Origin of the sequence: Bacillus sp. 3G2 (genome assembly GCF_044324725.1) — a bacterium.
Lineage (GTDB): Bacteria > Bacillota > Bacilli > Bacillales > Bacillaceae_G > Bacillus_A > Bacillus_A mobilis.
Genome location: NZ_CP172246.1, coordinates 2,142,554 through 2,154,598 on the forward strand (window position 1 = coordinate 2,142,554; position 12,045 = coordinate 2,154,598).

Annotated in this window: 10 protein-coding genes; 7 read left to right on the top strand and 3 right to left on the bottom strand. The window is 32.9% G+C overall.

The features are described from left to right. The first annotated feature begins 74 nt into the window (after positions 1-74). The 4 genes from ACHZK0_RS10930 to ACHZK0_RS10945 all read left to right on the top strand — a co-directional run bounded on the left by ACHZK0_RS10930 (position 75) and on the right by ACHZK0_RS10945 (position 4,974). Positions 75-335, top strand: a complete 261-nt coding sequence (locus tag ACHZK0_RS10930) for a hypothetical protein (protein ID WP_000391452.1) — start codon at positions 75-77, stop codon at positions 333-335. A gap of 106 nt (positions 336-441) precedes the next feature. After that, entirely contained in the window at positions 442-2,262 is a 1,821-nt protein-coding gene (locus tag ACHZK0_RS10935; RefSeq protein WP_262741742.1) for an AAA family ATPase, read from the top strand. Beyond that, positions 2,252-4,102: a hypothetical protein gene (locus ACHZK0_RS10940; protein ID WP_395761537.1), complete on the top strand. Its 1,851-nt coding sequence runs from the start codon at positions 2,252-2,254 to the stop codon at positions 4,100-4,102. The genes ACHZK0_RS10935 and ACHZK0_RS10940 overlap by 11 nt, the downstream gene beginning before the upstream one ends. A gap of 275 nt (positions 4,103-4,377) precedes the next feature. Further along, entirely contained in the window at positions 4,378-4,974 is a 597-nt protein-coding gene (locus ACHZK0_RS10945; RefSeq protein WP_061678435.1) for a hypothetical protein, read from the top strand. A gap of 96 nt (positions 4,975-5,070) precedes the next feature. Here the strand turns inward: ACHZK0_RS10945 and racA are convergent, their stop codons facing one another. Next, entirely contained in the window at positions 5,071-5,613 is a 543-nt protein-coding gene (racA, locus tag ACHZK0_RS10950) for a chromosome-anchoring protein RacA (protein WP_262741740.1), read from the bottom strand. A 354-nt stretch (positions 5,614-5,967) separates the two neighbouring features. Here racA and ACHZK0_RS10955 point away from each other — a divergent pair, with 354 nt between their 5' ends. Together ACHZK0_RS10955 and ACHZK0_RS10960 are read left to right on the top strand one after the other, a co-directional pair. Next, a complete protein-coding gene (locus ACHZK0_RS10955; protein ID WP_270343663.1) occupies positions 5,968-7,323 on the top strand; it encodes a hemolysin family protein in 1,356 nt (451 codons plus the stop codon). A 132-nt stretch (positions 7,324-7,455) separates the two neighbouring features. Then, positions 7,456-8,880, top strand: coding sequence for an aldehyde dehydrogenase family protein (locus ACHZK0_RS10960; protein WP_262741738.1), 1,425 nt, complete (start codon positions 7,456-7,458; stop codon positions 8,878-8,880). A gap of 120 nt (positions 8,881-9,000) precedes the next feature. Here ACHZK0_RS10960 and ACHZK0_RS10965 read toward each other — a convergent pair whose 3' ends face one another. Further along, positions 9,001-9,393: a YueI family protein gene (locus tag ACHZK0_RS10965; RefSeq protein WP_000247570.1), complete on the bottom strand. Its 393-nt coding sequence runs from the start codon at positions 9,391-9,393 to the stop codon at positions 9,001-9,003. Between the two features lie 233 nt (positions 9,394-9,626). Between ACHZK0_RS10965 and ACHZK0_RS10970 the strand changes: the two genes are divergently transcribed. Continuing rightward, positions 9,627-10,760 carry a BA2291 family sporulation histidine kinase gene (locus tag ACHZK0_RS10970; RefSeq protein WP_080467794.1) on the top strand — a complete coding sequence of 378 codons (1,134 nt, stop codon included), beginning with the start codon at positions 9,627-9,629 and terminating at the stop codon, positions 10,758-10,760. 33 nt (positions 10,761-10,793) lie between these two features. On the opposite strand, the gene ACHZK0_RS10975 is transcribed toward ACHZK0_RS10970, so the two are convergent. Next, positions 10,794-11,543 carry a DUF4397 domain-containing protein gene (locus tag ACHZK0_RS10975; protein ID WP_395761538.1) on the bottom strand — a complete coding sequence of 250 codons (750 nt, stop codon included), beginning with the start codon at positions 11,541-11,543 and terminating at the stop codon, positions 10,794-10,796. Between the last annotated feature and the right edge of the window lie 502 nt (positions 11,544-12,045).

The following is a 12,045-nucleotide window of genomic DNA, read 5'->3' on the forward strand; positions in this document are numbered from 1 at the left end:
AGTCCTTTTAAATAAAGGGCTTTTTTCTTTGTCTAGAGAATATTTAATACATAAGATATTCAGGAGGGATGAAAATGGAAGAAAAAGAACAGTTAACCAGAATTGTTGATTTAGCGAGTGAAGTAAGGAAAGTATTAGTGCAAGAATCCTTTTTTAATCATCATCCTGAACTACGAGGAGTGATTGAAAATTTAGCAAGTGCTGTAGAGAATTTGGCGGAATTACAGCAAAATACAGATGAAAACGCTGAAGATCGATTACGATATGTACTTGCTAAAATGAAAATTGCACATAATGCCATTTTACAAGAGAAAAAAGCATTTCCATCTCATTAATATACGTTTTCATTTTGAACCTGGCGGATAACGTCAGGTTTTTTGTTTCTAGTTTTTCGTTTCTCTCATACACTAAGAATAGTATGAAAAAAAGAAGGTGACGAAGGTGAAATTACATAAAGCTCTTCAGCCAAGTTTTATAAAAAGAATGTACTATATGAGGTTTATCGGAAAGTTTACAAAAGCAGAGAGAGAGAAGAATGGAGAGAACTTCTTTGTACAATGCCTATCGCCAATACCATTCACGTTACAAGAGCAATTAAAAAATGAACCATACGTATTTGAAGGTTTATGTAGCAATAAAAAGAATGAAAAAGTCTTTTCGGAATTAAAGAAAAGAAAATTAGAAAAGCAACTGGTTATGTTTCGTCTCTATTACGAGAGAGGACATATATATGTGGAGTTAATTTGTGCAGAAGAACCGCGAGAAATGGCTAATGGCTATAAAATGATTCCAGTACCTAAAGTTTCCGAATACAAAAAAGGAGAGTCTTTAGAAAGAAAACTTGGAAATGGATATTTGTCATTTTTAATGCCCAAATATCCGAAAGACTTTGAGCCTCCTGAATTATTGTGGCACGATGGAAGGTTATATGGAAATATATCTTTAAAGTCATCATCAATTAGTTCAATTGCCTATTTTGAACAGCAGCGGGAATGTAAGTATATCGACTTTAATGACTGGGGTAAGCATGTAGAAATAGCGGTAGAAGATCAATTGTATTTTGTAAGTAATCACATGTATGAGCAATTAAAAAAACGAATGACTGAAGAAGGTAAGCGTGTAGAAGTAGAGGAAATAAAAGTGCACAAGGATGAATGGGAATGGGATGAGCGTGAATCCGTCTTTTTACAGTATGTAAAAAGTTTTGTACGCAATAAAGGGCTCTATTTGGATGAAACGGACATTTATAATTTCCATATAAGTGCGAAAACAAATATGTTGACGATTCTTGGTGGTATACCAGGCGCCGGGAAATCCCGTTTTGTGCAAGCTTATGCAGAAGCACTTGGATTACAGTATGGGGAAGAATTGGTGTGGATTCCGATTTCACCATCGTATCAAGAACCACATGATTTACTTGGTTACCTTCACCCAAATGGTACTTTTATGGAAAGTGAAACAAAATTAGTTAGGGCGTTAATGAAGGCAAAAGAAAATCAAAATCAGCTTTATATAATCGTTTTTGATGAAATGAATATGTCACATATTGAGCATTGGTTTACTCCATTTCTATCTGTTCTTCAACTTGAAAAGCAAAACCGTATTTTAAATTTGTATGAAGGTGTACAAGAAAAAGAAAATCCAATTCCACCAACAATTGAAATTGGTGAAAATATTATATTTGTAGGTACAGTAAATTTTGATGAAACAACGAAAGAGCTCTCAGATCGATTATTAGATCGGACGAATTTAATAACGTTACAAAAGATTCCGTTTTGTGAGATGTGTATGGAACAAGAGAAAATTGTATTACAACCACCTTTGAAAGTAACTGCAGGAGAATTTCGTATAAGTTGGGTCAGAAATAAAGCGATGATCGAGGTGTTTTCTGAAGAAGAGTTAGAGCTATTAGATAAGTTACATGTTGTATTGTCATCACACGATATGTCAAAGGGAATTTCATTTCGATGTGCAAACGCAATAGCTACTTATTTGCAAAATATACCGTTTCAAAATAATCATTCCTATATGATCAGTAGAGAAGAAGGATTTGATTTACAAATCAAGCAGCGTGTATTGACGAAAATAAGAGGGACTGAAATGATGGTGGGCTCTTTACTTTCTGAAGAAGTAAAAAGGGGGGCGACATTAGTACCTCTTTTACAATCGCAACTTGCAAACAGAGTATCTACATTTGAACACTCTTTAGCATATATAAGAGAAAAACGTAGAGAACTGGAGTTGTATGGTTATGCAAAATGAAGGGCGATATGTAACAGAAATCGTTGATACGAAAGAAACACTCCCTTTTGTATTAAAGTTAATCATTGGATCTGAGGCAAAAGGGGAATATATATTATTAAATCGTCTTTGTACATCTACTACAGCTTTAGTTCAGTGTATTTATAAAGTACAAGAATTAAAACCAATTAGATTGCATTACCATTATGAAAGTCCAATGAATATTACTTTTATATGGAATAAAGTATATGAGGGACAGAAAAATATAAAGGAATCAAAATATGAAATAAATGAAAAAAAACAAAAGGTATTAATATATGAACATGGAAAAACGGAATTCTTTTATCCTTGGCGTTGTGGCTTATATCATTTTGAAGTGAATATAGAAGATAAAACGTATTATGGCGCTTTTCAAGTCGTTCCAAAAAATTTTTTTGATGATCAATTTGAAATGATTCAAAACTATGTAAAGTCAATTTTAAATGAGTTGATTTTAGATAGAGGTTATTATAAAAAGACTTTTTCTGCACTCAGTGATATTGAAGATTCTTCTTATTTAGTGTTACTTAGAAAGTTGCCGCAAAAAATGAAAAAGATAAAGCAAATTTTTAAGAAAATAGAATTGAGTTCAAATTTTATACATGAATATAAATGGGAAGAAAAGGAGCGGAAAGCAACGAGAAAAGGAGCCATAGTGGCGGAAAGAAAACCTTATGCAAAAAAATATAATCGTAAGTTTATAGAACAAAAAAATAGTAAGGAAAATGCTTTTCTTAAATTTAAAGCGATGCAATTTAATCTCTATTTACTTGAAGCTGAAAGTTTTTTACGTCAAACAATTGAAATATTAGAAAGAGGAAAAAAGAAGAAATCAGAAGAATTTCAGGCTGTAAAAACGATTATACAAACAATTGAGCGTAATGGATCAGTGACCGATAGAGAGAAGCAAAAATATAAAAATATACATTTACTAAAAGAGGCGGATTTGCGAAAAAGTTCTATGAAGATACAAGAATATAAAATATTAGCACATTTTGTACATGAAAGTGTACAATACTTTCAAACTTTAATGCATTCTCCATTTTGGAGAGAAGTTTCTGAAACGGGTAACATGAACTCACATAATTTACCGATACCACATCAACAACTACTACAGCATTTAGATTTACTTCCACAATATACAGATCAATCTCCATCTTTATTATTTGTTTATAAACCAACATTTTTAGTGTATGAATATTACGCTTTTTTTATCGTTATTTCCATGTTAGAGCAAATTGGTTTTGAGGCTATAAATCCCATCAGTGAACAAATACAAGAACATTTTTATGTAGATGGATTACAGGATGGAACGACAGTTGTTTTACACCGAGAGGATATGAGGGTACATGTCGCATTCAATGATTTAATTGAAACACATCCTCTTATTGCATTAAGTAAAGGGAGTAATTTTTATAATGGAGAAGATACGAAGAAGCCAGATATTCGTTTAGACTGTTATGTAAAGGAAGAAGGGAAATACGTATATCAATCTTCTATTATTATTGAAGTGAAGTATAGCCCGATGTACAATATTTTTCAGCACGTTGGAAATACGAAAGCAACTGAGCAAATGTATAAGTATTGGTCTATCAAATATGTAGAAGAACAGGATGGAAAGAGAGTCTATTATCGAAGGGCCATTTATGAAGTTATTTGTGTATATCCAGGAAGTCATATGCATAGTAAAAAAATTGAGTCCGGGTGTGGTGTGTTCTTGCAATTATATCCATATAAAACGAAGCAAGGGGAAAAGAAATTAGCCGGAAAACATGGGATGGTACAAATTTTTGAGAAGTGGTTAAAAAGCATGAAGAAGTAAAAGAAATCCTTTTTTATAAAGGATTTTTTTAGATTAAGCAGAATTATATGCAGTATGGAAGGAAGCTCCATACGATTTGAATTTGAAAGTAATATAAATATGGTGTTAGAAGAACGGTACATGAGGGATAAAAGACGATTAAGATGGAATTTAATTCATTTTGCAGAATATAATAAGTCGTAAATATTTTTAGTTGCATACGAAGATGTGTTCTTATATGATAGATAGTGAAAGCGTTATCAAAAACAGAGCGGCGATGGGAAAGGCGGGGAAATATGTTCCAGCGGGTTCAAACAAAGGAAGAACATTTTTGGTTCGAGCAACTATGGGGAGATTTTTGTGAAGAAAGAAACTTAATGTTCGTAGAACGTAATTTAAATCCATCACGATTTTTATTAATAGAAGATGAACATCATATCGGTACAGTAGAATGTATTAAGTATACGGTACCAGAGCAATCAAATTCTGAGTTTTTCTATCCGTTTTCTAAAAATGATTTAGTAAAAGATTTGAAAAATGTATATGAAATAGGCAAGCTAAGTATTGCGAAAACGTCTCGTGGGAGAGGACACTTCAAAAGACTAACAGCTATTTTATTTATGCATGCATTAGAAACGAAAGCAGAATGGTATATTGCAGCAGTTACAAAAAGAATGTATATGTATTTAGTAACACTTGGTTTTCCAATTGAACCGATAGATAAGCCATTTCAGTTTCATGATACTTTACAAGGTGTACCAGTACGAATTCATGCCCGAAAAGGGGCTACGCATTTGTATTCTTTAAAAGAATTTCGAGATGTAATTCAAGGGAATGCTCATGCACAGGCATTAATCGCAGAATACAGTAAGAATATTATGTTAACCAAATAAAGCGAAATAAATATGTATAATAAAGAGAATGCTAATTTAATATGAAATCATTCTTCATGAAAAAAGACCCTTATTATTCTAATAAGGGTCTAAAAGTTATAATCCAAATATACTAAAAATCATTTTGCGGCGCTTCGGTTTCTTCTCACGTTCATATGTTGGTTTAGTATCTGGAGTTATATATATTGGCTCTTCTTTCTTGAGTGTAGCCTCTAGCTTTTGAATGCGCTCTAACATTTCCTCCATTTCACGGCGATGTTGTAAAAGTTGATACGTAACAACATCATTTGCCTTATCTTGCATCTGTTCTTCCATTCGATCAAGCCTTCTTGTAATTGTGTTTAATTGAGCTGCTAATTGCTCAAAATCATGCGATGATATGTTTTGAACAATTGTATTTACTTGCGTTTTTAATTCTATAACATCGTTTGATGGTGTGTTTGGAGTTGGGTGAGAGTTTGGAGACTGCTCTATTTGTGAAAGATGGTATTCTAACATTCGATCTAAATCTTCTTGTGTGAAAATAAAGTGACCATATTTGTTTTTTTCTATCGTAAGATTTAATTGTTGTGCAATCCGGACAACAGCCTTTGGGCTAACACCTAATTTTTTTGCGATAAATGGTGTTTTATATTCCAAAATAATCCCTCCTATATATATCCTGTTGAATGATTTCGATCTATGAAGGAAGTTCCCTTCAAGTGTGACAAAAGAAGTGTGGAATCGGCAAAGAAAGTGTTTTTTCACGAAATGAAGCTGTGAAGAATATATCGTGTATATAAAAATGTTTTATCGTAAGATTTAGAATTATTTGACTAAGGGAAATGAATTAGATTATCATAATGATAAATATCTTTTTTATGTATGCATATAATATATAAAAAGGTGGTTGCTAATGTAGAATTTTGTTAGAGTATTAGAATGCTTACTTCACTTGAATAAAATTAAGTAGGAGGTGGCTTCCTTGCTTACAATGTAAGTAAGGAGAAGTATTTGGACATATATAGTATAAGTATAGTGATTGTTTTAATTGCCTTAACGGCATTTTTCGTTGCAGCAGAATTTGCAATTGTTAAAGTGCGAAGTTCACGAATTGACTATTTAATTGCAGAAGGAAATAATCGCGCAACATCTGTCAAAACAGTCATTACAAACTTAGACGAATATTTATCTGCTTGTCAGCTAGGAATTACAGTTACAGCTCTGGGGATTGGGTGGTTTGGTAAACCTGCGTTAAAGCAAATGTTTGACACGCTTTTTGTGAATTTGAACATTTCTACTCAACTGGCAGACATTTTTGCTGTAATTTTAGTATTTTTGTTTATTACATTTTTACATGTTGTAATAGGGGAATTGGCCCCAAAAACTTTCGCGATTCAAAAAGCTGAACAAGTGAGTTTATTTGTTGCTATACCGTTAATTTTCTTTTATCGTATGGCGTTTCCATTTATTTGGATCCTAAATGGATCAGCTCGAATTATTACGAAATTGTTAGGGCTGAAACCACCGAAAGGGCACGATGAGGTTCATTCAGAAGAAGAATTACGGTTATTAGTTTCAGAAAGTTACAAAAATGGAGAGATTAATCAATCTGAATATAAATATGTAAATAAAATCTTTGAATTTGATGATCGTATCGCAAAAGAAATAATGGTACCCCGAACTGAGATGCATATTATTAGTAAAGAAATGCCTGCTGAAGAAGCTTTGCAAAAAATGTCTCGGGAGAAATATACGAGATATCCAGTTGTAGATGGAGACAAAGATCACGTAATAGGCTTTGTAAACTTTAAAGATATTTTCACAGATTTTGTGCAACATAATGCAGTAAGTAACAAGAAAGTAGAGCAGTATATTAGGCCAATCATTTTAGTTATCGACTCTATCCCAATACATGACTTATTTTTAAAAATGCAAAAAGAAAGGACGCATATTGCTATATTGATAGATGAATATGGTGGTACATCTGGACTTGTTACAGTTGAAGACATTTTAGAAGAAATAGTGGGAGATATTCAAGATGAGTTTGATACAGATGAACAGCCAGAAATTCAACAAGTTAGTGAAACGAAAACAATTCTAGAGGGAAAAGTACTTGTTAGTGAAGTGAATACGTTATTAGGTTTAACGATTGATGATAATGGTGTTGATACAATAGGTGGCTGGATTTTAACGAAAAATATAGAAATTGCTGAAGAGGATTTTATTGAAATTGAAAATTATAAGTTTTGTGTGAAAGAATTAGATGGACACTATATAAAGAGACTAGAAGTTACAAAAAATGTAGAATCAATTGTTATTTTAGAAGATGAAAAACAAATTAAATTTCAAGAACAAATTAGTTCGTAGACTCTGCTATATGGCAGAGTTTTTTTGAGCATAATGTTTTTGGCAGAATAAGGGCTATGATACAATGGCATAAGTCAGACCTTTCACTAGGTGAAGTATTGTTGTATACATATATTTGGAAGGAGAAGAATTATGAAAAAGCATTTATATATAAATGGAGATTGGAAGTCTGTAAACACGTATAAACCATTATACGCACCATATTCTGAAGAAACGTTAGCGGAAATTGCACAAGGAACGGAAGAAGATGTACAAGAGGCTGTTACTGCTGCAAAAAATGCAATGAAAAAAATGAATACATTATCTGCATATGATCGTGCGACTATTTTAGAGAAGGTTGCACAAAAAATGGATGAAAGAAGAGAAGAATTTGCAGAAATTATTGCAAAAGAGGCTGCAAAACCAATTCGTGCTGCGAGGGGGGAAGTAGATCGTACCGTTCAGACATACAAATTTGCGGCGGAAGAAGCGAAGCGTATATACGGCGAGACACTGCCACTTGATGCAGCACCTGGTGCAGATGGACGTATTGCATACACAATCCGAAAACCGATTGGGGTTATAGGAGCTATTACACCATTTAATTTCCCATTAAATTTAGTGGCACATAAAGTTGGCCCTGCAATTGCTGCTGGAAATACAGTTGTGTTAAAACCAGCTGATCAAACACCATTATCGTCTTACGCATTAGTTGAACTATTTGAAGAGGCAGGATTGCCAAAAGGGGCTTTAAATATTATTTCTGGTCCTGGTTCAACTGTAGGCGAGGCCCTAGTTACAAATGATGATGTTGCTTCCATTACTTTTACGGGAAGTCCGAAAGTTGGAATCGGAATTAAGGCAAAGGCTGGGCTAAAGCGAGTTACGTTAGAACTAGGATCAAACGCTGCTGTTATTATTGATGAAGATGTAGAGTTAACAGATGAATTAATTGAACGTGTAAAATGGGGTGCATTTGTTAATAATGGACAAGTTTGTATTTCGGTACAACGTGTTTTTGTACATGAAAAGAGAATGGATGAATTTCTTTCAAAGCTAAAGAAAGCGATGGAAACAGTTGTTGTTGGTGATCCATTACTTGAAGAAACGGATGTATCGGCTTTAATTTCGAAAAAAGATGTAGAGCGAATTGAAATGTGGGTGCAAGAAGCTATTAAGGAAGGGACAGCTGTTTTATACGGTGGTAAGAAACATGATGCAAGGATTTTTGAACCAACTGTATTAACAAATGTTCCAGAGTATGTATCTGTACAGTGCCAAGAAGTATTTGGTCCACTTATGACAGTAAATACATTTAAAGAATTTGATGAAGCGATAGAGCAAGTAAATCATTCACGTTACGGTCTACAAGCAGGTGTATTTACAAATAATTTGTTTAAAGCAATGCGGGCAATTGATGAGTTAGAAGTTGGTGGTGTCATGATTAATGACATTCCAACGTTTAGGGTAGATCATATGCCATACGGTGGTGTGAAAGAAAGCGGCACGGGGCGTGAAGGAATTAAATATGCAATAGAAGAGATGACAGAAATGAAATTAGTGTGTATTAAAAAATAAAGTAGATCGAGCTAAAACATCGTAATAAAAAACGAGCAGGAAATGTTTACGATTCCATACTCGTTTTTTATTGTTTGTTTTATGTTTCTCGATACGATTTCATTTAATCAAGTGTACCTTTTACTTCATTTCTTGTTTGAAAATAGCATCTTCTACATAAATTTGTTCTTTGTCAACAGCTGTACTATGGGATAATACTAAACCGATTGGCGTTTCTATGCCTTTATTTTGAACAATTGTAAAAGGAACATTTTTTTCATTTGCTAATTTAATGTATTTTGATAAATGTGGGTAAGCAATGCCACCATTTAGGAATATTTGTAATGATTGAGAAGAGCGCATACTACTAGCTACTTCAGAATATACATTACTTTGCATTACTTGACCGATAGTTAAAGCGATTTCTACACGCTCACGTAATGTAGTTAAATACATATTACGTTCTTCTGGTTTGTTCTGCTTTTGGCCGTAAATGCCTTCTTGGAGATAATCTTCCACATTTTTATTTACCATATTTTTCACACCTTTCATTTTCTATTGTACGAAAGAATGAGGCAGGATGCAAAAAAAGTCGCATCGAATGTAAAAAAATTTGAATGAAAGGAAGGAAAATAAAATGTATCAATCTAAACAATTAATAAAGGCATTAAAAATTTTATCAACACATATTAACAAAATGTGACAATAATCTATTAACGAATTGCATTTTTTGTGTTAATATTCAAAATATAAAGGGTGTTCGTCGTATGGAAATGGAGGGAATGGGGGTTTTTCCAATCGATAAGGATATTAAAGAAGTATTTTGTTCGCACTTGAAAAACAACAGGCACCAATTCGTTGAGAACTGGAAAAACAAAATGATAATTTCCGATAAAGATCCATTTAAACTAGAAGCAGTTCAAAATGGAGAGGATTTATTAGAGTTAATTATCGAACTTACAATGGAAGAAAAAGATATAGATTATCTTCAGCCATTATGCGAGAAAATTGCTATTGAACGTGCAGGAGCAGATGCGAATATTGGAGATTTTGTTTATAATGCAAACGTGGGAAGAAATGAGCTTTTTGAAGCGATGTGTGAATTAGAGGTTAGCGCACGTGAATTGAAACCAATTATGGCTCAAATACATACTTGTTTTGACAAATTAATTTATTATACTGTTTTAAAATACTCGGAAATTATATCAAGAAATTTAGAGGAAAAACAGCAATATATTAACGAAACACATAAAGAAAGGCTGACGATATTAGGGCAAATGTCAGCTAGTTTTGTACATGAATTTCGTAATCCACTTACTTCGATTATGGGATTTGTCAAATTATTAAAGGCAGATCATCCTAGTTTATCGTATTTAGATATTATTTCTCATGAATTAGACCAATTAAACTTTCGGATTTCGCAATTTTTACTCGTATCGAAAAAAGAAATGTGGACGGAATCAGAACAATTTTGGCTTAATGATTTGTTTCAAGATATTATACAGTTCTTATATCCGAGTTTGGTTAATGCAAATGTATCGATTGAAAAGAATTTGCCGTACCCAATTCCGCTTGTTGGTTATCGGAGTGAAGTGAGACAAGTATTTTTAAATATATTAATGAATTCAATTGACGCTCTTGAATCGATAAAAGAAGAACGAAAAATTATCGTTGATGTATTTGAAGAAGATCAAGCAATTCGAATTGTAATAAAAAATAATGGACCAATGATTCCAGCTGAAAATGTAGAAACAATTTTCGAACCATTTGTAACTACTAAAAAGTTAGGAACTGGTATTGGGTTATTTGTATGTAAACAAATTGTAGAAAAACATAATGGGTCCATCATGTGTCGTTCAGATAACGATTGGACAGAATTTCAAATTGAGTTTCAAAAATAAACAGTCTACACCAAATGAATGGTGTAGACTGTTTTAATTTGTAAGGATAACGGCTTCTAATTTAGGATCCTTCGTTGAATAACCTAAAATTGAAATGGTATAAATGATGTTCGGTTCGACTTTGAAATTCGGTATAGTTAGCAAGACACTTGCATTATCTGCGAGTGAAACTTCAATATCTGCTGTACCAGGGCTCACTTCTAAAAAATCTGTAATTTGTTTAAAGAGTACATTTTCAAATAAATGATCACCACCTTTTAAACTTACATTTACAACAGGGGTATCCGGAGAAAAATGTGCAAAGCGTATTTTTGCTTGACCAGCTGGTAAATGTGTATTATCAAGCATAGGTTGTAATTGTAGATGATTGTCACTATTTATTGCCGCAAAAGTATAAGAGTGATTCCCCATTATTGGTACTAAAGCTGAAAAGATGGGAGTTTCATTGCCGACAGGAACAATATCTATACGGTATTTACCTTGTACTAATGTTAAGTAAGGACTAAATTGTTTAAATGAAATATTTTTAATAACCTTTTGTCCGTTTACTAAAATGTCAATCGCAGGTGTATTGGAAGCTGAGTGAAAAAACCTAATGTGTGACGGTAAAGCAGCTTCTTGTGAATCTCTTTTTTCGTATGCCTGTACAAGTTTCGTAAGCGCATCATAATATTTCATATATAGTTCTACATATTTTTTTGGATTATGAAATTGATAGTAACGAGCGAGCTGTTCGTAACGTGCAGCTTCTTGTCCATATTTTTCGATTTCAGATTGAGACATGAACATTCCTCCTTTGTCATCATTAACACTATATGCTTAGCAAGAAAGAGGTTATGCAAAAAAATTGTTTCTAAAAGGAGGAAAGTTGAAAATAAGTAAAAAATATTGCTTATGGTAAGTGTAGTTTAGGTGAACGTGGGTTTTAAATTTCTAGAGGGTACAACAATAATTCCTCCATATGAGCTGATGAAGTTTGTATTTCGAAATGAAAACGTAAGAATGAAACAAGTGAAATATGGAAAACATGTCCCAATCCTTAGAAAACTAGGGATTTTTTTAATTATGGGCGAATACACATACAAAGTGATAATTGTCCTACATAAATTATAAAGGAAAGGTAGTTTGAAATTGAGGAAAGGAATGAAATATTGGGATGGGGATATCCCGCAAAGATTTGTGAGTGGAGTTATGGACGATTTTGTGCTTTAGGCTGTAGGATGAAATTTGAATTTGTAATGCTATTGTTTCTATTTACGTTAGCAAGTGAAGGTATTAACTGATA

Excerpts from the sequence above, each read along its gene's own strand:
- ACHZK0_RS10975 (WP_395761538.1), bottom strand. The coding sequence starts at position 11,543 with ATGTCTCAATCTGAAATCGAAAAATATGGACAAGAAGCTGCACGTTAC.
- ACHZK0_RS10945 (WP_061678435.1), top strand. The coding sequence starts at position 4,378 with ATGTTCCAGCGGGTTCAAACAAAGGAAGAACATTTTTGGTTCGAGCAA.
- ACHZK0_RS10930 (WP_000391452.1), top strand. The coding sequence starts at position 75 with ATGGAAGAAAAAGAACAGTTAACCAGAATTGTTGATTTAGCGAGTGAA.
- ACHZK0_RS10970 (WP_080467794.1), top strand. The coding sequence starts at position 9,627 with ATGGAAATGGAGGGAATGGGGGTTTTTCCAATCGATAAGGATATTAAA.
- ACHZK0_RS10940 (WP_395761537.1), top strand. The coding sequence starts at position 2,252 with ATGCAAAATGAAGGGCGATATGTAACAGAAATCGTTGATACGAAAGAA.
- ACHZK0_RS10965 (WP_000247570.1), bottom strand. The coding sequence starts at position 9,393 with ATGGTAAATAAAAATGTGGAAGATTATCTCCAAGAAGGCATTTACGGC.
- ACHZK0_RS10960 (WP_262741738.1), top strand. The coding sequence starts at position 7,456 with ATGAAAAAGCATTTATATATAAATGGAGATTGGAAGTCTGTAAACACG.